The organism is Micromonospora sp. NPDC126480 (genome assembly GCF_040302465.1).
Classification (GTDB): Bacteria; Actinomycetota; Actinomycetes; order Mycobacteriales; family Micromonosporaceae; genus Micromonospora.
The window spans coordinates 1-21,528 of record NZ_JBEORU010000023.1 but is presented as its reverse complement, the minus strand read 5'-3'; the positions used below and the strand labels follow the sequence as shown (position 1 = coordinate 21,528).

Below are 21,528 nucleotides of genomic sequence, written 5' to 3'. Positions count from 1 at the left end.
GCTGTCAGGAGGCGAACTCGAGCACCACCTTGATGTCGTCCGGCTGCTGGATGTACGCGTCGGCGTACGCGTCGACCGGCACCCGGCGGGTGATCAGCGAGCTCAGCCACGCCGGGTCGGCCTTGGCCAGCGCCGCGGCCGCCAGGTCCCAGTGCCGGCGGTTGGCGTTTACCGAGCCGAAGACGACGTTGTTCTCCAGCACCAGGGTGCGGTTCAGGGCGCCGGCGTCGAAGTCGATGGTCCGGCCGCCGCTGGAGACGCCGGTCAGGCACACCACACCGTTCGGCCCGACCTTGCACATGACGTCGAGGACGACCGACGGCGCTCCGGTGCACTCCAGGACGATGTCCGGCTCGAAGCCGAGGTCGTTGACCGGCGCCGAGTGGTACGTGGCGCCGAGCGCCGTCGCCAGCGCCGGCTTCGGCCCGTCGGTGGCCAGGTCGAGCACGTGCACGGCGAGTCCACGCTGGCTGGCCAGCAGGGCGGCGAGGAGCCCGATCGGCCCCGCGCCGGTGACCAGGACGCTCTGCGGCTGCCACTCCGCGCGGTGCCCGATCCGGTCGATGTGGTCCCAGGCCTTGGCGACCACGCTTGTCGGCTCCAGCAGCACACCCACCCGCTGCAGCGCCGGGTCCAGCCCGACCGCGAACCGGGGCTGGACGCGCCACCGCTCCCGCGCGAAGCCCGGCAGCGCCTTGATGCCGTGCTCGGTGAACCGCCCGTTGCGGCACATGTCCCACTCGCCCACCGCGCAGTTCGGACAGGGCACCGGATCGGGGTGGCGCACGATCGCCGCGACGAGTTCACCGGGTTGCAGCGTGCCGGTCGGGTCCTCCACGACCCGGCCGAGCGACTCGTGCCCCAGCACGAGCTGGTCGGTACCGGGCGGTGCTTCGCCGTAGTGGCCGGCGATGATCTCGTTGTCGGTGCCGCAGATGCCGACCGCCAGGGACTCGACCAGGATCGCGCCCTCCTCGTGCGCCGGCTCCGGGTGGTCCTCGACCAGCCGCAGCGAATCGGCCACGCCAGGGGTGACAGTCACAGCCCGCACGACTCCCATCTTCACCGTCGGACGGTTCCGGTGGCGGCGAATGGGGCAGATCCCACCGGCCGGAGCCTGCGGGCCCGGGCCGGGCGCCGGGCGGGTCCGTAGGATCAGCGGCATGACTCCGGACGAGGTCGGCCAGCGGATGGCGGCGTTGCTCGCGCCGGCCGAGGTCACCACGTCGGTCTCCGGCGGCCAGGCGCACGCCCGCGCCACCGTCGACGTACCGGCGGCGAGCTGGCCCGACGCGCTGCGCGCCGCCCGCGACGACAGCGACCTGGCGTGCGACTTCTTCGACTGGCTGTCCGCCGTCGACGAGCTGGCCGACGGCTTCGACGTGGTGGCGCACGTGTGGTCCACCCGCCACCGGCACGGGCTCCTGTTGCGTACCCGGGTTCCCCGCGCCGCGCCGACGGTCCCGTCGGTGGTCGCGGTCTACCCCGGCGCAGCCTGGCACGAGCGCGAGACGCACGAGATGTTCGGCATCGACTTCGCCGGCCACGCCGACCTGAAGCCGCTGCTGCTGCCCCCCGAGTTCGAGGGGCATCCGCTGCGCAAGGAGTTCGTCCTCGCCTCCCGGGTCGCCAAGCCGTGGCCGGGCGCGAAGGAGCCGGGCGAGTCCGAGGCCGGTGGCGGCCGGCGGCCGATCCGTCCGCCCGGCGTACCCGCTCCGGGGGAGTGGGGAACGACGCCGACGCCGGCCGGCGCGGCCGGTGTGGGGGAGGGTCCGCGCGGCGGGGTGCCGGCCCGGCCGGCCCGGGAGCGGCCCGCCCGGCCGTCCCCGCGCGGCCCCGCGGCGACCGGGCGGGCCGACGACGACGGGGGGACGGCCTGATGCCACTCTGGCTGGAGCTGCTGCTGCGGGTGGGCGGCGTGCTGGTCGCCTTCCTGACCCTGCCGCTGCTGGTCGGCCAGGCCGAGCACAAGGTGATGGCGCACATGCAGGGCCGGCTCGGCCCGATGTACGCCGGTGCCTTCCACGGGTGGGCGCAGCTCATCGCCGACGGCGTGAAGTTCGTGCAGAAGGAGGACGTGACGCCCCGGGAGGCGGACCGTCCGGTGTTCCGGCTCGCCCCCGTGGTCGCCCTGGTGCCCTACCTGCTGGTGCTGCTGGTGATCCCGCTCGGGCCGGGTGACCTGGTGGCGCAGCCGCTGGACATCGGGCTGTTCTTCGTGCTGGCCGTGGTGGGCGTCGGCGTGGTGGCCGTGCTCATGTCGGCCTGGGCGTCGGCCAACAAGTACAGCCTGCTCGGCGGGCTGCGCGGCGCGGCCCAGCTACTCGGTTACGAGCTGCCGCTGGTGCTCGCCGCCGCGTCGGTGGCGATGGCGGCGGGCACGCTGAGCCTCTCCGGCATCGTCGAGGCGTGGGAGCCGTGGTGGCTGCTCTGGCAGGCCCCGGCGATGGTCGTCTTCTTCGTCGCCGGGCTGGCCGAGATCCGGCGCCCGCCGTTCGACATGCCCATCGCCGACTCGGAGCTGGTGTTCGGGTACCTGACCGAGTACACGGGGCTGCGGTTCGCGTTCTTCCTGCTCGCCGAGTACGTGGGGATCGTGGTGATCGCCGCGCTCACCACGGTGCTGTTCCTCGGCGGCTGGCAGGGCCCGTTCGCCGACGCCCAGCTCGGTTGGCTGTGGACGCTGCTCAAGGTCGCCGCGGTCAGCTTCGTGATCATCTGGCTCCGGGTGAGCTACCCGCGTCTGCGCGAGGACCAGCTCCAGCGCCTGTGCTGGCTGGTCCTGGTCCCCGCGTCCCTGGCCCAGCTCGTCCTGACCGCAGCCGTCCGCGTCGCGATGTAAGGAAGGGCCCCCTGTTAACGCCTGGGGTAGTAAAAGGGTCCCTTCCTAACACTGCTGTCGTCAGCGCAGCGGGGTGTGGGACGGGTCGACACGCTCCACGGCGGTCGGGGGCGGGGGCGGGGTGCCCTCGCCGAAGGGGCGGCCACCCAGCTCGTCCCGGCCGTGCGGGGTGAGCCAGGTCGACAGGTCGGGGCCGAGCGGCACGATCCCGGTCGGGTTGATGTCCCGGTGCACCTCGTAGTAGTGCCGCTTGATGTGGTCGAAGTCGATCGTGTCGCCGAAGCCGGGGGTCTGGAACAGGTCCCGGGCGTACGCCCACAGCACCGGCAGCTCGCTCAGCTTGCTCCGGTTGCACTTGAAGTGGCCGTGGTAGACCGGGTCGAACCGCACCAGCGTCGTGAACAGGCGTACGTCGGCCTCGGTGATCGTGTCGCCGACCAGGTAGCGCTGCGCCGCCAGCCGATCGCTCAACCAGTCCAGCCGGTCGAACAGCCGCCGGTACGCCCGCTCGTACGCCTCCTGACTGCCGGCGAAGCCGCAGCGGTAGACGCCGTTGTTGACGTCGGCGAAGACGAGCGCGTTGACCTCGTCGATCTCGTCGCGCAGCGGTGCCGGGTAGAGGTCGGGCGCGCCGTCGCGGTGGTACGCCGTCCACTCGGTCGACAGGTCGAGGCTCATCTGCGCGTAGTCGTTGGTCACCACCTGCCCGGTCGGCACGTCGACCAGGGCGGGGACGGTGATGCCCCGCTCGTAGCCGGGGAAGCGCTTGAAGTACGCCTCCGCCAGCCGCTCGATGCCGAGCACCGGGTCCCGCCCGCTCGGGTCCAGGTCGAAGGTCCAGCTCCGCTTGTCGTGCGTCGGGCCGGCCACCGCCATCGAGATGGCGTCCTCCAGCCCGAGCAGCCGCCGGACGATGATGAGCCGGTTGGCCCACGGGCAGGCCCGGCTGACCGCCAGCCGGTAGCGCCCCGGCTCCGCCGGCCAGCCGTCCCGGGCGTCGGCGGTGATCCGGGTGGCGATGTAGCGCTGGTCGCGGGTGAACTCGCCGCCCGGCTCGACGTACTTCCCGCCGGTGCGCAGGAGCACGTCGTCGTTGCTGGTCGCTGTCCCGTCCTCGGTCACGCCGCCCCCTCCGCTCGCGTCTGCCTGGCTTCCCATCATGGCCGCTGCGCGCCCGGTCGGCCCGCTGACCGCCGAACGGGACTAGGCTGCCGCGATGACCGATGTGGAGGCGGCGGCGCGGCGGTTCGTCGCCGACGTGTGGAACGCCCGCCGCGAGGAGTCGGTGTACGAGCTGGTCACTCCGGAGTGTCCCGGGCTCGGCGGCGGCACCGGACCGGACGCGACGCTGGCCTGGCACCGGGACCGCCGGTCGGCCTTCCCGGACCTGCGCTACAAGATCGTCGATCTGGTGGCGGGCGGCGACCGGGTGGCGGTGCACTGGCGGGCGGCCGGGACCCAGGCCGGCCGGTTCGGTCCGGTGCCGCCGACCGGCCAGGTGGTCAGCTACTCGGGGGCGACGTTCCTGCGTTTCGACGACGCCGGCCGGATCGTGGACGTGTGGAGCTGCAACGAACTGTTCCAGCTCCTCCAACAGCTCGGGGTGGAGATGCTCCCGCCCACCGCGGGAGGGATCAGCGGGACCGGGGCGTGATCCGGCTGATCGGTGGTCCCGGCAGCGGGACGCCCTCGGGTGGTGGTCGCGCGCGCCGGGGGCACAGGGCAGGATGGTCGGCATGACCGACCCCAGCGAGCGCAGCGGCCCGGACGCCGGTGAGCGCGGCCTGCCCGGCGCGGGCCTGGTCAAGGGGCTCGCGGTCACGCTGAAGACGATGACCCGCCGCTCGACCACCCAGCAGTACCCGGATGTCGCCCCCGCCCTGCCGCCGCGCTCGCGCGGCGTGATCGCGCTGCTCGAGGAGAACTGCACGGTCTGCATGCTGTGCGCGCGGGAGTGTCCGGACTGGTGCATCTACATCGACTCGCACAAGGAGGAGGTGGCGGTGCCCGGTGCGGCCCGCCCCCGCCAGCGCAACGTCCTGGACCGGTTCGACATCGACTTCTCCCTCTGCATGTACTGCGGCATCTGCATCGAGGTCTGCCCGTTCGACGCGCTCTACTGGTCGCCGGAGTTCGAGTACGCCGAGTACGACATCAAGGACCTCCTCCACGACAAGGACCATCTCGGGGAGTGGATGGGCACCGTCCCGCCGCCGCCCGCGCACGACCCGAACGGTGAGCCGGCGAAGGAGGAGACCGCCGCCGCGCGCAAGGCCGCGGTCCCGGCCAGCCCCGCCGCCCGTCCGGCCGCCCCCCGGGTACGCCCCGAGCAGGGCCCCGCCGGAGGTGCCGGCACCGGGGAAGGCACCACCTCGTGACCGCCGCGGACGCGCTGCTGCTCGCCCTGGGCGCGCTTGCGGTCGGTTCGGGCGCGCTTGTGGTGGCCACGAAGCACCTGGTCCGGGCCGGCCTCTACCTGGTGGTCTGCCTCGGGGCGGTGGCCGGGATGTACCTGGTGCTCACCGCCGAGCTGGTGGCGTGGGTGCAGGTGCTGATCTACGTGGGCGCGGTGGTGGTGCTGCTGCTGTTCGCGGTGATGCTCACCCGCGCCCCGATCGGCGCCTCCGACGACCTCGATCGGCCCGGCTGGCCGGCCGCCCTGATCGGTGGCGGCACCGGGCTGGGGCTGGCCGCGCTGCTCGTCGACGCGTACCGCTGGTCGTCGGTGAAGCTGCCGGCGGCCGGCACCGCGGACCGCATCGGCGAGCAGGTCTTCCGCAGCTGGGTGCTGCCGTTCGAGGTGCTGTCGGTGCTGCTGCTGGCCGCCCTGGTGGGGGCGATCATCCTGTCCCGGCCGGACATCGGGCGGTCGCGGTGAGGCCGGTCATCCCGTACGTCACCGCCGCGCTGCTGTTCGGGCTTGGGGTGTACGGCGTACTGCGCCGCCGCAACGCCGTGCTGGTGCTGATGGCCGTGGAGCTGATGCTCAACGCGGTGAACCTCATCCTGGTCACCGCCGACACCACGGTCCGCACCCAACTGCCGCACGGCGGTCAGGTCTTCGCGCTGTTCGTGATCGTGCTGGCCGCCGCCGAGGTGGGCGTGGGGCTGGCGATCGTCCTCCAGTTGTACCGGCTGCGGGCCAGCGTCGCGGTGGACGAGGTGCCGCTGACCGAGACCGCGCCCACCCCGGCCGTCGTCGCCGGTGCGTCGACGGGGGAGGCCCGGTGAGCACACCCGTCCTGCTCGGCGCGCTGCTGCCGGTCGTACCTCTGGTGGCCGGTCTCGTCGGCCTGCTCCTGCCCCCGTCGCCGCGTGGTTCGGCCACGGGTGAGGGGCCGGCCCGGCGGGCGGCGATCACGCTGGGTGTGGCCGGCGCGGCGGCGTCCCTGGCGCTCGCGGTGGCGCTGCTCGCCGTTCTCGACACCCCGACCGAGGCGTCCCGCACCTGGATCGACCTGGGCGGGCTGCCGGTCACCCTCGGCGTCCGGCTGGACGGGACGGTGGCGCTGGTGGCGGTCGCGGTCGCCGCGGTGGCCCTCGCGGTGCAGGTGTACTCGATCGGCTATCTGAAACGCGGGCCGCACGACGACGTGGACGTCGACCACCGCTACCCGCCGTACGCGGCGCAGGTAAGCCTCTTCACCGCGGCGATGCTGCTGGTGGTGGTCTCCGGCGACCTGATCCTGCTGCTGGTCGGCTGGGAGGTGATGGGCCTCTGCTCGTACCTGCTGATCGCCCACGACCGCCGGCTGCCCGAGGCGCCCGCCGCCGCGGTGAAGGCCTTCCTGGTCACCCGGGTGGGTGACGTCGGATTCCTGCTCGGCATCGCGCTGCTCGGCGTCTCCGCGGGCAGCTTCCGGATCGCCGACGTGCTCGTCCACGACCACGCCACCGGGACGCTGACCGCGGCCTGCCTGCTCCTGCTGGCCGGGGTGGCCGGCAAGAGCGCCCAGTTCCCGCTGCACACCTGGCTGCCGGACGCGATGGCCGGCCCGACCCCGATCTCCGCGCTGATCCACGCGGCGACGATGGTCGCCGCCGGCGTGTACGTGGTCGCCCGCCTGTTCCCGCTCTTTGCCGACGTGCCGGTGGCGCTGGCCGTGCTCGGCGTGCTGGCCTCGGTCACCCTGCTGCTCGGCGCGCTCGCCGCCACCGCGCAGGACGACCTCAAGCGGGTGCTCGCCTGGTCGACGGTCTCCCAGATCGGCTACATGACCGGCGCGTTGGCGGTCGGCGCGCCGGCGGCGGCGCTGTTCCACCTGCTCACCCACGCCGCCTTCAAGGCGCTGCTGTTCCTCGCCGCCGGCGCGGTGATCCACGCCGTGGGCACCACGCTGATGTCCCGGATGGGCGGCCTGCGCGGCACGATGCCGGTGACCTTCTGGTGCACCGTGGTCGGCCTCGGCGCGCTGGCCGGCCTCCCGCCGCTGTCCGGGTTCTTCAGCAAGGACAACGTCCTGTACGCCGCCGAGGACGCCGCGCTGCACGGCGGTCCGGCGCCGGCCTGGGTGGGTTGGCTGGTCTGGCTGGCGGGCCTGGCCGGCGTCGCGGTCACCGCCTGGTACGCCACCCGGCTGCTGCTGCGCACGTTCCTCGGCGAGCCCCGCACCCCGCTGGTCCAGCCGCACGACCCGCCCGCGGTGATGCGGTGGCCGGTGGTGCTGCTCGCCGTCCCGGCCGCCCTGCTCGGCTTCGCCGGCTTCTCCGGGGACTTCGCCGGCCGGCTGGAGCCGTTCGTTCCCGCCACCCGCGAGCGGCCGTCCGACCTGCTGCCCCCGGAGCCGCTGGTGCACGTCGGTCCGACGGTGCTGCTGCCGTTGGCCCTGCTGGCGCTCGGCGCCGGGCTCGCCTGGGCCCGCTGGCGGCGCGACCCGGCCGGCGACCCGGCCACCACGCTGGGTCCGCTCCGCCCGCTGTTCGCCCGCGCGTTCCGGCTCGACGACGTCCAGCACGCCCTGGTGGTACGCCCGGTGAGCGGGATCGCCGCGGTCACGCGTACCGCCGACGAGGTGGTGGTGGACGGAGCGGTCACCGGCAGCGGCCGGGCCGCGCTCGGCCTCGGCGGCGGCCTGGCGGTGCTGCACCGGGCCGCGCTGCCCCGGGCCGCGGCCGGGGTGCTGGCCGGCGCGTTGCTGATCGGCCTGGCGGCGGTGCTGATCGGAGGCGTCGCATGACCGGTCGTGGCCTCCGGCCGGCGGGTGTGGCGACCGCCGCCACCGCCGATCCGAGTGAGGTGGTGTGGTGAGCCTCGGTGAGTTCCTGCTGGTGGTGGTGCTGGCGCTGCCGGCGGTCGGCGCGGCCGTGGTCGCCGTGGTCCGGAACGACCGGGCGGCCCGGGTGGTCGGCACCGCGGTCGCCGCGCTGACCCTGCTCGCCGCACTGCCGCTGGTCGCCGGCCGGGAGACCGGCTGGTTCGCCTACGCGCCGCTGCCGGCCGCACCGGCCTCCGGCGCCGCCGTCCGTCCCTGGCACCGGGTGGACCTGCCCTGGGTGCCGGGGCTGGACCTGCGCTTCCACCTCGGCGTCGACGGCATCTCCTGGCCCCTGGTGGTGCTTACCGCGCTGCTCACGCTGCTCTGTTGCGGCTACACGCTCTGGAAGGTCCCGGACGGCGGCAGCGGCCGGGCCCTGGTGGCGCTGCTGCTGGTGGTCGAGGTGGGCATCCTCGGCACCTTCCTCGCCCTCGACCTGGTGCTGTTCTTCGTCTTCTTCGAGGTCGTCCTCCTGCCCATGTACGCGGTCATCGCCGGCTGGGGCGGGCCGGACCGGCGGCGGGCGGCCCGCAAGTTCGCCCTCTACACCCTGTTCGGCTCGGTGCTCCTGCTGGTGGGCGTGTTCGTCGTGGTCGCCGCGGCCGGCACCGGCGACGTGGTGGCGCTCACCGGCGGCGCCGGGCTGTCCCGGGGCACCCAGCTCGCCGCGTTCACCCTGCTGGCGATCGCCTTCGCGGTGAAGAGCCCGCTGTGGCCGCTGCACTCCTGGCTGCCCGACGCGCACACCCAGGCGCCCACCGTGGGCAGCGTGATCCTCGCCGGGGTGCTGCTCAAGATGGGCACGTACGGGCTGATCCGGATCGCGGTCGGCGTCGCCCCCGAGGGGGCCCGCTGGGCCGCGCCGGTGCTCGGCGTGCTGGCGGTGGCGGCGATCCTGGTCGGCTCCCTGGTCTGCCTGGCGCAGACCGAGCTGAAGCGGCTGATCGCGTACTCCAGCGTGGGGCACATGGGCTTCGTGCTCCTCGGCGTCGCCACGCTCACCGCGACCGGGTTGCAGGCCGCGCTGATCGGCAACGTCGCGCACGGGATCATCACCGGCCTGCTGTTCTTCCTCGCCGGCGCCGTCAAGGACCGGGCGCACACCGGCGACCTGGCCGACCTGGGCGGGCTGCGGGAGACCGCGCCCCGGCTGGCCGGGCTGCTCGGCTTCGCCGCGGTCGCCTCGCTCGGCCTGCCCGGCCTGGCCGGCTTCTGGGGCGAGGCGTTCGCCGTGGTCGCCGCGGTACGCGTCGGCGGCCCGCTCTGGTTGACGCTCGCCGCGCTCGCGGCGGTCGGCGGGGCGCTCACCGCCGCGTACTTCCTGCGGCTGCTGCGCCAGGTGACCCACGGGCGGCCCAGCCCGGCCGTCGAGCCGCTCACCCCCGGGGTGGCGCGGGCCGAACTCGCCGCCTGGGCTCCGCTGGTGCTGCTCGCGCTCGCCGTCGGGCTCGCACCGACCCTGGTGCTGGGCGTCGCCGAGGCGCCGGTCGAGGCCCTGGTGGAGGTGCTGCGATGAGCGTGGTGCAGAGCGTCGACAACGTGGCGCTGCTCCCGGCGTACCTGGCCGCCGGCACCGCCGTGCTGGTGCTGCTCGCCGACCTCCTGGTCGCCCGTACCCGGGTCACCGTCGCGGCCGCCGCGCTCGGCGCGACCGCCACGGTGGTCGGCGCGGTCCTCGTCGGCGCGGCCGAAGAGCGCCGCACCTTCTGCGTCGGGCCCGACTGCTCGTACGTCTTCGGTGGCCGGGCCGCACTGGTCGCCGTGGTCGTCGCGCTGCTCACGCTGGGCGTGCTCGGACTGTCCGGGCCGCTGCTGCGGGCCGGTACGACGCCGGCGGGGGAGTACTGCTTCCTGCTGGCCGCCTCGATGACCGGCGGCGTGGTGCTCGGCGCGGCCGGCGACCTGATCACCCTGATCGTGGCCCTGGAGACGCTGACCCTCCCGCTGTACGTGCTGGTCGGCCTGCGGCGCGGCAGTCTCGCGAGCGTCGAGGCCGCGGTGACGTTCTTCGTGGTCAGTGTGGTCGCCACCACGCTGACGCTGCTCGGTGCGGCCCTGCTCTACGCGGCCACCGGTGCGCTGCACCTGGGTCGGCTCGGTGCCCTGTTCGCCGAGCGGCCGGAGCTGCTCGACCTGCCGCTGACCACCGCCGCCGTCGCGCTGATCGTGCTCGGGCTGGCCTTCAAGGTGGCCGCGGTGCCGTTCCACGCCTGGGCGCCCGCCACGTACGACGGCGCGCCGCTGCCGGTGGCCGCGTACCTGTCGACCGCCTCGAAGCTCGGCGGGGTGGTGGCCCTGCTGGCCGTCGTGCAGCACGCCCTGCCGGCCGGAGTGACCGGCCCGGTGCTCGCCCTGCTCGCGGTGCTCACCATGACCGTGGGCAACCTGGTGGCGCTGCGCCAGCGGCGGACCGTCCGGCTGCTCGCCTGGTCGTCCGTGGCCCAGGCCGGTTACATCCTCGCGCCGCTGGGCGCGTTGGCGCTGGCCGCCGGGCGTGCCGACGACGCACGCGCCGCCGCGTACGCGGCCGCCGTCGCGTACGCCGTCTTCTTCGTGGTCCTGGAGCTGGGGGCCTTCGCGGCCGTCGTCGCGCTGCGGCCGGCCGGGGCCGACGGCGGCACGCTCGACGACCTGCGCGGCGCGGCCCGGCGGCGTCCCGCGGTGGCGGTGGCGCTCGCGCTGGCGCTGGTCGGCCTCGCCGGCCTGCCGCCGGGGCTCGCCGGGCTCTTCGCCAAGGTCACCGTGGTCCGGTCACTGCTCGACGGCGGTGCCGCCTGGCTCGCCCTGGTGGTGGCGGTCAACGCGGTGATCGGCCTGGCCTACTATCTGCGCGTCGCCGCCCTGCTCTGGTCGGCGGCGCCCGCCCCCGCCGTGCCCGCGGCGGACGGCCCGGCACCGAACGACCACGTGCCGGGCGGTCCCGGGTCGGCCGGACCGGCGTTGGCGATCCGGGCCTGGCCGGTCGCGGCGGTGCTGGTGGCGGCCACGGTGGCGGCCCTGGTGATCGGCGTCGCACCGCAGCTCGTGCTCGACCTCGCCGCGCGCTGAGCGGGCCGGTCCCTGACCGCGCTGACCTGGGGGTTCGCTGGTCGCGCTCCCAGGCAACTCACAGTCATACCGCGGATGGTTGACGGGTACCGGTGTTGTTGAACCGGTCAGCGGATCCTCGCGCTCCGCGCACCGAAGGAGTCATCGTGCACCACAACCGTCTGAAGACCGCCCTACTGCTGGGCCTGCTCACCTCCCTGATCCTGGCGGTGGGCTACTGGTTCGGCGGCAGTGGCGGACTGGTCATCGCCGTCGTCGTCTCGCTGGTGATGAACGGCATCACCTACTTCTACTCCGACAAGCTCGCGCTGCGCGCGATGCGGGCGCAACCAGTCAGCGAGGCGCAGTTCCCCGAGCTGTACCGGATGGTGCGGGAACTGGCCACCGAGGCCGGGCAGCCGATGCCACGCCTGTACGTGAGCCCGACCGCGCAGCCCAACGCCTTCGCGACCGGTCGTAACCCGCAGAACGCGGCCGTCTGCGTCACACAGGGGATCGTGGAGATCCTCGACTACCGCGAGCTGCGCGGGGTGATCGGGCACGAGCTGTCACACGTCTACAACCGGGACATTCTCATCTCCAGCGTGGCCGCCGGCCTGGCCGGCATCATCACCGCACTGGCCAACCTCGCGTTCTTCATCCCGCTCGGCGGCGGGGACGACGAGGACGCCCCGAACCCGGCGGTGCTGCTGCTGACGATCATCCTGGGTCCGATCGCGGCCACCCTGATCCAGCTCGCGATCAGCCGCAGCCGGGAGTTCCAGGCGGACGCCTCCGGCGCCCAGCTCACCCGGGACCCCCTGGCCCTGGCCAGCGCCCTCCGCAAGATCCACCTCGGTACGCAGGCCCGCCCGCTGCCGCCGCAGGGGCAGCTGACCAGCACCGCCCACCTGATGATCGACAACCCGTTCAAGGGCGGCGGGGTGGCCGCGCTCTTCGCCACCCACCCCCGGATGGAGGAGCGGGTCGCCCGGCTGGAGCAGATGGCGGCCGACACCGGCCCGATCCGCTACCGTCGCTGACCCCACCGTCCGCCCGCACCCCGCGCCGTGTCGGCGCGGGGTGCGGCCGTGTCCGGGGTAGGCGATAACACGTTTTGCGCCGGCCCGGCCGGCGTTAGGGTCGGAGGGGCTCCCGCTCATTACATCCCTGGAGGTCGGCCGTGGCCGCACTGCGCCAGTACCTGGGCGTCTGGCGGATCCCCGGCGCGCCGATGCTGCTGGTCACCGGCATCCTCGGCCGGCTCGGCATCGGCATGACACCACTGGCGCTGCTGCTCGTCGTCGAGCAGGTCACCGGCCGCTACTCGCTCGCCGCCGTGGCCGGCGGAATCTACGCGCTGGCCGGGGCCGCGCTCAGCCCGGTCGCCGGCCGCGTCGCCGACCGGATCGGGCCGAGCCCGGTGCTGCTCGGAACCGCCGTCGCCCACCCGCTGGCCCTGCTCGGGTTGCTCTGGGCGGCCCGCACCGAGACGATCGGCCTCGGCTACGTCTTCGTCGCCGCCGGAGTGGCCGGTGCCACGTACCCGCCGCTGACCGCCGCCATCCGCGGCGCCTGGAACGACCTCACCGCACCCGCCACCGGCCGCTGGTACCTGCGCAACACCGCCCTGGCCGCCGAGACCACGCTCTTCGAACTGGTCTTCGTGCTCGGCCCGCTGCTCGTCGCCGGGTTCGTACTGCTCGCCGACGCGGGCGCCGCACTTGTCGGCTCGGCCGTGGTTACCTTCGCCGGCACCACGGCCGTCGCGTTGGGCCAGGTCATGCGCGGCTGGCGGCCCCACCCGCGTGAGCACCACACGCGCGGGCTCGGGCCGCTGGGCGTCGCCGGCTTCCCGGCGCTGCTGCTCTGCGTCGCCAGCCTCGGCATCGCCTTCGGCGCGGCCGGCGTCATCGTGCCGGCCTTCGCCACCGGCTACACCGCCGACGACCCGAACAGCCTCGCCGGGGTGCTGCTTGCCGTCTGGGGCGTCGGCAGCGCCCTCGGCGGCCTGTGGTTCGGCACCCGCCGGGCGGCCAGCAACATGAGCCGGCAGTTCGCCCTGCTGCTCGCCGCCGTCGCGGCCAGCTTCGCCGTGTTCGCGATGATGCGCACCCCGACCGCGCTGGGTATCGCCCTGGTGATCGGCGGCGCCACCATCGCCCCGGCGCTCACCCTGGAGAACACCCTGGTCGGGCGGATCTCGCCGACCAGCATGCTGAACGAGGCGTACACCTGGGTGGTGACCATGTCGGTCGGCGCGAGCGCGGCCGGCGGCGCGGTCGCCGGCCTGATCATCGACCACGCCGGCGGCGTGCCCTGGGCGTTCCTCTTCGCCGGGGCGGCGGTCGCCGTCGGAGCGGTGGTCGCCGGCCTGCCCGCCGGGCCGATCGCCCGCGCGGAGGCCGAATCCGCCCGCACCCCCCACCCCGCCGCGGTGTAAGGAAGGGCCCCTTGTTAACGCCTCCGGTAGAGGAAGGGTCCCCTGTTAACACCCCGCGCAGCGGTAACATCGGCGCCCGGTCCGGTGGCGGCGGAGGCGGTACGCGATGGAGTTGACGGCGTTCGAGGCGGCGCACGCGCCCGTGGTGGCCGGCTGGGCCGGGTCGGCGGAGGAGTCGCGGCGCTGGTGCTCCCGCGACGACGTCACGCCCGACGTCGTCGCCGGCTGGGCCGCCGCGCCGGACGTGATCGCGTACGTCGCGGTCGAGCACGGCGAGCCGGTCGCGTACGGAGAACTGTGGGTCGACGACGACGAGGCGGAGGTCGAGCTGGCCCGCCTGATCGTCGCGCCCGCGCAGCGCGGGCGCGGGTTCGGCCGGGACCTGGTGACCCGGCTGACCGCGGCGGGGCTCGCGTACCACCCGGCGGTGTTCATGCGGGTCCACCCGGACAACGTCCCGGCGCTGCGCTGCTACGCCGGAGCCGGGTTCGTGCCGGTGCCCGCCGAGCAGGCCGCGCAGTGGAACGAGGGGCAACCCGTGGCGTACGTCTGGCTGAGCCACCCCGGCGGCGCCTGACCGGTGGACCGCCGGCACCCGGGCGCTACCGGCCGGGCAGCCGGGTCCGCCGGGGACGGGCGCCGACCGCGACGACCGCCACCAGCGCCGCCGCCAGGACGGGCGTCCACCGCGGCGCCACCCGCAGCGCAGCGGCTCCGAGCACCGCTCCGGCCAGCAGCCCCAGCAACCGGGCGGCACCGCCAGCACCCGCCGCGAAGCGGTGCGGATCGAGCACCAGGTTGCGCACCATCCCGGTCAGCGAGCCGGTCAGGTACGTCGTCGAGGCGCCCCGGATCCCGGAGCTGATCGTCACCACACTCTGCACGCCGCTGGCGACCGCGGCACCGGCGAGCAGCGCCAGTGTTGCGGCGTACCCGGGGTGGCCGTTCGTGGCCCACCAACCGGCGGCGACGCCGGCCAGCAGCAGCGACTCGGCGGCCAGCACCCGGCGCGTCCGCCCCTGCCAGCCCGCTTCGACCCGGCGCAGCGAAAACGTGGCGACGGCCACGCCCGACGTGTACGCGAGGACCGCGACGGCCCCGCCCAGGACCAGCCGGGCCTCGGCGGCGACGAGCGCGTGCCCGAACTGCACCACGTTGCCGGTGATGACGCTTGCGAAGAAGCCGCCCAGCCGGGTCACGCAGAAGACGTCGAGGCAGCCGGCCGCCGCGGCCAGCACCACGAGTCGACGCCCCACGGCCCGCTGCGACAGGGCGTCGACGTCCGCGTCCGTCTCGGCGATCCGGCTGCCTCCTCTCTGACGAGAGGGCAGGTCTTCCCGTGCTTGCACCGATCATGTTCGCCGTGGCCCGCGGTGCCGGCGGCAAGCCCCGCCGCCGGTCGCACCATCGCTCAGGGGCTGCGGCAGGCCGTCGACGCGCCCCTCGACCGGGTACGGATCTCGTCGCGTACCTGGCGGCTTCGCTGGCGTCGCCGGCGCGGTCCAGCGTTGCGCCGACCAGCCGCGGCCCGGGGTTACCGGTAGTTGGTGAACTGGAGCGCCACGCCGAAGTCCTCACCCTTCAGCATGGCGATGACGGCCTGCAGGTCGTCCTTCTTCTTGCCGGTGACGCGGAGCTGGTCGCCCTGGATCTGGGCCTGGACGCCCTTCGGGCCCTCGTCGCGGATCTTCTTGCTGATCGCCTTGGCCTTGTCCGAGTCGATGCCCTGGATGACCTTGCAGTCGATCTTGAAGATTTTGCCCGAGGAACGCGGGTCACCCGCGTCCAGCGACTTCAGCGAGATGTTCCGCTTGACCAGCTTCTCCTTGAAGACCTCAAGCGCGGCCCGGACCCGCTCCTCGGTCTCCGCCTGCAGGCTGATCGCCTCCTCGCCGGACCACGAGATCTCGGCGCCCGTGCCCCGGAAGTCGAACCGCGTCGCGAGCTCCTTCTCCGCCTGCCGGAGGGCGTTGTCGACCTCCTGGCGGTCGACCTTGCTCACGATGTCGAACGACGGGTTGGCTGCCATGCTGATGCTCCTGTTGTCCGGGCGGTCTGTCCTGTTCCGTGCACCGCTGACCGGCGGTACGACCCCCTGACGGTACCCGGTTGCACCGGAGCCGGGGGCAGCCGCTATCCTTGCTTCCGCTGCCGCGTCACTACGCGGTGGGTGCCCTGGCGGGTTGCCCGAGCGGCCAATGGGAGCGGACTGTAAATCCGTCGCGAAAGCTACAGAGGTTCGAATCCTCTACCCGCCACCAGGGAACGGCAAGGCCTCTGACCTGCGGAAACGCTAGCCAGGGGCCTTCGTCGTCTCCATATTCAGATGACCTTGATTGCCCGTGCTTGTCCGGCCCATCGGGCACGCAACGGGCACGAACCGGGAGGGTGAGATGGCCGAGGGGCGCGAGCAGCGAACCGGCCGGGAGGCGATCGTCGGCCGCAGGACGGGCGAGTTCTCCGAGCGTGGAGGGCAGCAGATGGTGGTGTCGGCCCAGAAGCCGGCGCGGCCTGCCAAGACCACTCCCCAGGCGTCCGACAGCCAGCCGAAGCAGATGAAGGAGTAGCGGCCTCCGAGGTGGTGCCCTCCACGCTCCTCGGCCTAGTGCTCTTTGTGGCACTCCTAGCGCCGGGATTCGCCTACGTCCTGCGCCACGAGCGGACGACACCGAATCGTCCCTTCTCGGCCTTTCGGGAGTCCCTAAGGGTCGTCTTTGCCAGCGTGCTGTGCCTCGCCACCGTCGGCTTGCTCTATGCAGGATTGAGGGCGCTGGCCCCGACGCACACGGTTAACGTACGAGGGCTGGTACGGGATCCGGTTGGATATGCAAGGGATCACCACGTCAACCTGACGTGGTGGTCGGTCGCTGTCCTCGCTGCAGCGATCTTGGTTGGCCTCTTGGCCGCAGACCCCCGGGTGGTGTGGCGTAGTCGGTCGATTCGCCGTTCCCGGGTTCTGCGCTGGGTGACTGGCTCGAAGGACACCGACATCGAAACGGTGTCTGCCTGGTACGCGGTCATGCACATGTATGACGATGAGGATCCGGGCCCGATCCTCGTCGGCGTCCAGATGGACGACGGTAGCTATATCCAGGGACGGGTTTACACCTTCAACCCGGCATTCGAGGAGAAGGAGGATAGGGAAATCCTGCTCTCCGCACCGTTGTCGGTCACTTCGAAGGGCGGCATAACGACGCCACTCGACGCTCAGTTCTCCGTTGTCTCCGCGCGTCATATCGTGCGACTCGACGTGAAGCACTTTCACGCGGGCGAGGATCTGGAAGGACACCGGGTAGGACCACTGGATCCCAGCGGGGACAACGCTGCATGACTGGTTGGACAGTCGCCGCAGCCGTCCTCGCTGGCGTCGTTCCGGTACTGATGCTGGGGGTAGGAGCGTATCTCTACCACTTACGCCGGCAAGGCGGCGAACGAGGAACGCTAAGCCGACCGGTCGATCGACCCGGGGAGCAATCGCCCGGAATAAGGTTCACCAGGGATGTTGCCGTCAACGTCGTGGCTAACCTTGTAGCGGTCGCGATTCTCTATCTTTTCGGGGCCGCGGCGGGCCTATTGCCTCGATCGCCATACCTGATCTTCAGTTCGGTGGTTCTGATCCTCGTTGGTCTCGGCATCGCGCTTGGTGTGGTTGGCATGCTGCTACGTGGCCATGCGAAGGTCTACGTGTTCTGCTGCGCATTGATCCTTGGTGGACTGGGGCAGTCTGTGGCCCCGCTGGTTAGGGAGGTTGAACTCGACTCCTTGGAGAAGATTCTCTATCCAATTGGGGGCGTTGCAGCTGTCGTCGTCGGCGCTTCCGGGATCGTTTCAATCTGGCGTAACCGCGACGGGGAGAGGCGCTAAGCCGCCGTGGTCTCGCGGCGTCGCCACTCTGGTCCCGTCCCCGCATAGGTGCCATGGACTGCGGCGCCCGGTCGGGGTCAAGGGTGGCCGCACGCCATCGGTGCGCCGACGCGGAGCGCCCTTGACGCCGGCCGGGGGGCGTAGAGGATCGGGCACCCGGGGATGGCTCAGGCCCTTGTCCTCGTCGTTGTGGAACCACGGACGATGCCGGAGTGATTCGGGGGCAAGCAACTTTGCTGCGCGGCAGCGATCGCCCCGCAAACGATGGAGAGCAACCCCGATGGCGATCGTACGGCCCCAGCCTCCCAAGCCCCGGTGCTCGCCATCGTGGCCGGCCGGCCCGGCCGATGCCGGCCGGAGGTCGCCGGCAGGCCGGGGCCGGGCCGTCGCGGCCCGCTTGCGGGCCGCCTTGATCCAAAAAGCGCAATTCGGCAATGTGAACGGCGAGGCGAGTGTCCCGTCACGGGACATGCTTGACACTCGCGTCCCACCAGATGCTTGACATGATCGATATCGGCTTCGTTCATCGCGTGATGGTTGCGGTCATCGCGGGCTGGGGAGGCCGGGATTGGCGCTGGTGGAGTTGCCGATCGTGGAGCAGCGGTATCGGGCGGTCCTCGCCGTCCAAGCCGGAGAACCCGTGGTGGAGGTGGCAGCCCGGACCGGGGTGTCCCGGCAGACCATCCATTCCTGGCGGGCCCGCTATGCCGGGGTAGGCCTGGTCGGGTTGGAGGACCGGTCTCGGCGGCCGCAGGGGTGTGCGCATCAGGCGTCGGCGGAGGTGGAGGCGTTGGTGTGTGAGCTGCGCCGGCGTCATCCGCGGGGGGGGGGGGGGGGGGGGGTTGGGGGGGGGGGGGGGGGGGGCGGCCGCCGGCGGCCGGGGGGCCCCGGCCCCCCCGCCCCCCCCCCCGCCCCGCCGCGCCCCGCCCCCGCCCCCCCCCCCCCCCGCGCGGCGGATCGCGTTCGAGTTGGGCCGGCATGGGTGTCCGGATCCGGTGCCGTCGCGGATGACGGTGTATCGGATCCTGGTCCGCCACGGCCTGATCGAACCGGCCAAGCGGCGCCGGGGCCGTAAGGACTATGTGCTGGCAGCGGGCTCGGCCGATGGAGTTGTGGCAGATGGACATCGCCGGCGGGATCATGCTCGCCGACGGCACCGAAGCGAAGGTCGTCACCGGGGTGGACGACCATTCCCGGTTCTGCGTCATCGCCCAGGTCGTGCGCCGGGCCACCGGCCGGGCGGTCTGCATGGCCTTCGCCGACGGGTTGCAGCGGTTCGGGGTGCCCGAGGAGGTGCTGACGGACAACGGCAAGCAGTTCACCGACCGGTTCGGCAAGGGCGGGGAGGTGATGTTCGACCGGATCTGCCGGGAGAACGGCATCATCCACCGGCTCACCCAGCCAGCATCTCCGACCACCACGGGAAAGGTGGAACGGTTCCATCAGACCCTGCGCCGGGAACTCCTGGACGAGGTGCTGGTCTGGCCCGACCTGGACACGGTTCAGGCTGCCGTGGACGCCTTCCGGCACGAATACAACACCGACCGGCCGCACCAGTCCCTGGACATGGCCTTTCCCGCCGACCGGTTCACCCCCGCCCCAGAGCAGGTGGTGCCGGTGAAGCTGCCTTCCCGGCTCACTCAGCCCGTCGACCAGACCCTTGCCCCACCGCCGATTCCGCTTCCACCGCCAGCGCAGGTGACGCCCGGGGCGGTGGAGTTCGACCGCATCGTGCCACCGTCGGGAAACCTGCAAGTCGCGGGCAAGCAGTTCTGGCTTGGCCCGGCCCGCTCCGGTGTGACGGTCACGTTCTGGGCCGACACGGATGTCATCCACCTCCTCATCGCCGGCACCCGGCTCAAGTCGGTGCGCTCACACCTGTCCGCCGCCGACCTCGCCGCCCTGCTGCGCCAGGGCGGGCGCCCAGCTGGGGAACCGCCTCTGCCGCCGGCGCCACCCGGTGAAGCGGTGGAGGTCGAACGGACCATCAGCCGGGCAGGTCACGTCTCCCTCGGGCAGCACATCGTCCTGGCCGCCGAGATCCTCGGCGGCCGGCGCGTCGGCGTCCGCGTCGAGGACAAGACGCTGAGCTTCTTCGACCTGGACACCCGGCACCTGCTGCGCACCCGACCCAACCCGCTGGCCCCCGCCGAGGTGGCCCGGCTGCGTGGGGCTCGACCCGCCGGACCATCCCCGCGACCCGCAACCGGACCCGTTCAGGTCCAGCGGCGGGCCTACAACACCGGCGTGGTCATGGTCGTCGGGCAGAAAGTGGCCCTCGGTCGGGTCCACGCCGGCAAGACCGTCACTATCGACGTCACCGACACCGAACTCGCCATCACCTGCGACGACGGCATTCGCACCGTCCGCCGCACCACTCACCAGCCCGTCCGCAACGTCAAAGCCAGCCGACCCCGAAATACCGACTCCCCCTACAGGACAGGCACGATGACCCGATGAGCAGCGCATACGAGACCGGCAGGTTCGCCAACATCCGCCCCGACGAGGTCGACCACGTCACCACGAACACCGATGCGGCCGACATCGTCGCGCGGATGCTCACCGACCTGCGCGCGCACCCCACCGAGTGGGAGAACCACACCCTCGAACGCTTCCTGGACGCACTCGAGTCCTCGCTCAAAGCCCTGCCAGCCCTCTACCGCAACCGCGGGGACGACTTCCCCGACCAACCAACCTGGAAGCAGTTCACCGAAGCCCTCGTCATGGCCACCGGCCGCGAGTAGCCCTCGCCGAAGCAAGAGTCCTAACAACCGTCAAGCATCTGGTGGGACGGATTCGTCAAGCATGTGGTGGGACTAGACAGAACGGCGAGGCGAGGCGGCGAGGCGGCAGCCACGTTGTCGAGTCGGCTCTGGCGGTGACGTTGCGCTGGTGGGCTCCGCCACCTACCAGCGGAGCCCACACGGGCGGTAATGTTGTCTGTCTTGTCTCCCCGCTTGGGCGACGTTCTATTGGAACGTGTGCCAGGCCCAGAGCAAGACAGTGGCTGCTATGACGGTCGTCATCAGCAGCGCGCACAGGCGGGCGGTCCGGGCTGAGCTCCCCAAAGCGTCCCGGACCGTCCGCACCCCCTCGTGTACGAGGAAGTTGATCAGCGACGGTTGCATCGTCCTCCTTCGGCGAAATGACAAAAAGGACCCCTGCCCCCCGTTGAAGATCAACGGTTGACAGAGGTCCTTTTAGCTGTTGAAACAGGAGCATACACGACGACGCAGCCGTCACGTCCACTGTCAACCTACTTGACGCTGGACCGGCGTGCTGCTCCACTCGATGGATGCAGAGTCATTGGGCTCTAGAGCACGTGCGCGAACCCCACCGGTTCTCCAGCGCCCGTGCAGCCATCGCTTGGAGCTTCATAGCCACCGGCCGCGACTACTTTGACCTCTCTGTGGTGGAACTGCGGATTCGGGGCGAGTTCCCGAGGTACTCGCTGTACCAGGGCGCCATGCGCGACGGAGGGCTGCGGTCCAAGTCCCTGGGGACCTGGCCTGACGGCGTGGAGTCGAGGCAAGCCATCGCCGACTACGCCTTCGAGGTCTTCGACCTTGTACATGAGCGACACCCAACCTCATCGGGCTATCAACTGCGGCGCGACCACGTCGTTGACAGTGACGTGGCTCTAGACCGCATCCGCTCGCTTCGGCTGATAAGGGATGCAGCTGGCTCCGCTAACGAGATCGAGAGCCGGCTGAGGGTTGCGAGAGACGCTCTCAACGGTGCTGTCGGCGGCGCTTTGCAAGCGGGCTTGGGTGTCACGCAGATCGCCGCAGCGGCCGGTGTTAGTAGGCAATGGATCTACGATCTCAAAGCCGGCCGGGAAGGCGGATCGACAAACCGTCGCCGGGGAGGCTCTCCTAGCCGGGTTGCTGAGCATCGTGGGCAGAGTTCCTGAGTCCGCGGCCCGCTTCGACAACCAGCGCCTTGGCAAGCACGGACATGCCGTTAGCCTTATCCATGATCGGTCAGCACCCCGTGCAGGGTTGGGCTTCCCCCTGAGATGTGGACACCCTGAGACTGGATGTTGGTCCAGAGGAAGGGGTGTCCCCCGTTGGGGCGTCCATCGAAGTACACGGAAG

General features: G+C 72.1%; 21 protein-coding genes, 1 tRNA gene and 2 pseudogenes. 20 read left to right on the top strand and 4 right to left on the bottom strand.

What is annotated here, in order from left to right; genetic code table 11:
• Nucleotides 1–4: 4 nt before the first annotated feature.
• Entirely contained in the window at nucleotides 5–1,051 is a 1,047-nt protein-coding gene (locus ABTW87_RS20840; protein WP_350652506.1) for a glucose 1-dehydrogenase, read from the bottom strand.
• Between the two features lie 112 nt (nucleotides 1,052–1,163).
• Here ABTW87_RS20840 and ABTW87_RS20835 point away from each other — a divergent pair, with 112 nt between their 5' ends.
• Complete coding sequence (locus ABTW87_RS20835) at nucleotides 1,164–1,880, top strand: NADH-quinone oxidoreductase subunit C (RefSeq protein ID WP_350652505.1); 717 nt, start codon at nucleotides 1,164–1,166, stop codon at nucleotides 1,878–1,880.
• Nucleotides 1,880–2,842: a complex I subunit 1/NuoH family protein gene (locus ABTW87_RS20830; protein WP_350652503.1), complete on the top strand. Its 963-nt coding sequence runs from the start codon at nucleotides 1,880–1,882 to the stop codon at nucleotides 2,840–2,842. The genes ABTW87_RS20835 and ABTW87_RS20830 overlap by 1 nt, the downstream gene beginning before the upstream one ends.
• Nucleotides 2,843–2,902: 60 nt before the next feature.
• On the opposite strand, the gene ABTW87_RS20825 is transcribed toward ABTW87_RS20830, so the two are convergent.
• A complete protein-coding gene (locus ABTW87_RS20825; protein ID WP_350652502.1) occupies nucleotides 2,903–3,964 on the bottom strand; it encodes a glutathione S-transferase family protein in 1,062 nt (353 codons plus the stop codon).
• A gap of 94 nt (nucleotides 3,965–4,058) precedes the next feature.
• Here ABTW87_RS20825 and ABTW87_RS20820 point away from each other — a divergent pair, with 94 nt between their 5' ends.
• From ABTW87_RS20820 to ABTW87_RS20775, 10 genes are all read left to right on the top strand, one after another.
• Complete coding sequence (locus ABTW87_RS20820) at nucleotides 4,059–4,496, top strand: ester cyclase (RefSeq protein ID WP_350652501.1); 438 nt, start codon at nucleotides 4,059–4,061, stop codon at nucleotides 4,494–4,496.
• A gap of 73 nt (nucleotides 4,497–4,569) precedes the next feature.
• Entirely contained in the window at nucleotides 4,570–5,220 is a 651-nt protein-coding gene (locus ABTW87_RS20815) for a NuoI/complex I 23 kDa subunit family protein (RefSeq protein ID WP_350652500.1), read from the top strand.
• A complete protein-coding gene (locus ABTW87_RS20810; RefSeq protein ID WP_350652499.1) occupies nucleotides 5,217–5,720 on the top strand; it encodes an NADH-quinone oxidoreductase subunit J family protein in 504 nt (167 codons plus the stop codon). Before ABTW87_RS20815 ends, ABTW87_RS20810 begins: the two co-directional genes overlap by 4 nt.
• Complete coding sequence (nuoK, locus tag ABTW87_RS20805) at nucleotides 5,717–6,073, top strand: NADH-quinone oxidoreductase subunit NuoK (RefSeq protein WP_350652498.1); 357 nt, start codon at nucleotides 5,717–5,719, stop codon at nucleotides 6,071–6,073. Before ABTW87_RS20810 ends, nuoK begins: the two co-directional genes overlap by 4 nt.
• Entirely contained in the window at nucleotides 6,070–8,019 is a 1,950-nt protein-coding gene (locus tag ABTW87_RS20800) for an NADH-quinone oxidoreductase subunit 5 family protein (protein WP_350652497.1), read from the top strand. Before nuoK ends, ABTW87_RS20800 begins: the two co-directional genes overlap by 4 nt.
• Nucleotides 8,020–8,086: 67 nt before the next feature.
• Nucleotides 8,087–9,613 (top strand): complex I subunit 4 family protein, encoded by a 1,527-nt coding sequence (locus ABTW87_RS20795; protein ID WP_350652495.1) that lies wholly within the window; start codon nucleotides 8,087–8,089, stop codon nucleotides 9,611–9,613.
• Nucleotides 9,610–11,145, top strand: coding sequence for an NADH-quinone oxidoreductase subunit N (locus ABTW87_RS20790; RefSeq protein ID WP_350652494.1), 1,536 nt, complete (start codon nucleotides 9,610–9,612; stop codon nucleotides 11,143–11,145). Before ABTW87_RS20795 ends, ABTW87_RS20790 begins: the two co-directional genes overlap by 4 nt.
• Before the next feature lie 146 nt (nucleotides 11,146–11,291).
• A complete protein-coding gene (gene htpX / locus ABTW87_RS20785) occupies nucleotides 11,292–12,167 on the top strand; it encodes a zinc metalloprotease HtpX (protein ID WP_350652493.1) in 876 nt (291 codons plus the stop codon).
• 140 nt (nucleotides 12,168–12,307) lie between these two features.
• Entirely contained in the window at nucleotides 12,308–13,567 is a 1,260-nt protein-coding gene (locus ABTW87_RS20780; RefSeq protein ID WP_350652492.1) for an MFS transporter, read from the top strand.
• 106 nt (nucleotides 13,568–13,673) lie between these two features.
• Complete coding sequence (locus tag ABTW87_RS20775; RefSeq protein WP_350652491.1) at nucleotides 13,674–14,144, top strand: GNAT family N-acetyltransferase; 471 nt, start codon at nucleotides 13,674–13,676, stop codon at nucleotides 14,142–14,144.
• 25 nt (nucleotides 14,145–14,169) lie between these two features.
• On the opposite strand, the gene ABTW87_RS20770 is transcribed toward ABTW87_RS20775, so the two are convergent.
• Together ABTW87_RS20770 and ABTW87_RS20765 are read right to left on the bottom strand one after the other, a co-directional pair.
• Nucleotides 14,170–14,868: a YoaK family protein gene (locus tag ABTW87_RS20770; protein ID WP_350652608.1), complete on the bottom strand. Its 699-nt coding sequence runs from the start codon at nucleotides 14,866–14,868 to the stop codon at nucleotides 14,170–14,172.
• A gap of 233 nt (nucleotides 14,869–15,101) precedes the next feature.
• Complete coding sequence (locus tag ABTW87_RS20765; RefSeq protein WP_350652490.1) at nucleotides 15,102–15,596, bottom strand: YajQ family cyclic di-GMP-binding protein; 495 nt, start codon at nucleotides 15,594–15,596, stop codon at nucleotides 15,102–15,104.
• 148 nt (nucleotides 15,597–15,744) lie between these two features.
• Here ABTW87_RS20765 and ABTW87_RS20760 point away from each other — a divergent pair.
• The 8 genes and pseudogenes from ABTW87_RS20760 to ABTW87_RS20725 all read left to right on the top strand — a co-directional run bounded on the left by ABTW87_RS20760 (nucleotide 15,745) and on the right by ABTW87_RS20725 (nucleotide 21,344).
• Nucleotides 15,745–15,828, top strand: a tRNA-Tyr gene (locus ABTW87_RS20760).
• Nucleotides 15,829–15,960: 132 nt separating this feature from the next.
• Nucleotides 15,961–16,134: a hypothetical protein gene (locus ABTW87_RS20755; RefSeq protein ID WP_350652489.1), complete on the top strand. Its 174-nt coding sequence runs from the start codon at nucleotides 15,961–15,963 to the stop codon at nucleotides 16,132–16,134.
• Between the two features lie 11 nt (nucleotides 16,135–16,145).
• Nucleotides 16,146–16,898 (top strand): DUF6338 family protein, encoded by a 753-nt coding sequence (locus tag ABTW87_RS20750; RefSeq protein ID WP_350652488.1) that lies wholly within the window; start codon nucleotides 16,146–16,148, stop codon nucleotides 16,896–16,898.
• On the top strand, nucleotides 16,895–17,431 hold the full coding sequence (locus tag ABTW87_RS20745) for a hypothetical protein (protein WP_350652486.1): 537 nt from the start codon (nucleotides 16,895–16,897) through the stop codon (nucleotides 17,429–17,431). The genes ABTW87_RS20750 and ABTW87_RS20745 overlap by 4 nt, the downstream gene beginning before the upstream one ends.
• Before the next feature lie 583 nt (nucleotides 17,432–18,014).
• Nucleotides 18,015–18,258, top strand: a pseudogene (locus ABTW87_RS20740) (helix-turn-helix domain-containing protein); the annotation flags it as partial.
• Between the two features lie 120 nt (nucleotides 18,259–18,378).
• Nucleotides 18,379–19,030: pseudogene (locus ABTW87_RS20735) on the top strand (integrase core domain-containing protein); the annotation flags it as partial.
• Between the two features lie 857 nt (nucleotides 19,031–19,887).
• Entirely contained in the window at nucleotides 19,888–20,175 is a 288-nt protein-coding gene (locus ABTW87_RS20730; RefSeq protein WP_350652485.1) for a DUF7660 family protein, read from the top strand.
• A gap of 578 nt (nucleotides 20,176–20,753) precedes the next feature.
• On the top strand, nucleotides 20,754–21,344 hold the full coding sequence (locus tag ABTW87_RS20725; protein ID WP_350652483.1) for a hypothetical protein: 591 nt from the start codon (nucleotides 20,754–20,756) through the stop codon (nucleotides 21,342–21,344).
• Nucleotides 21,345–21,528: the final 184 nt, after the last annotated feature.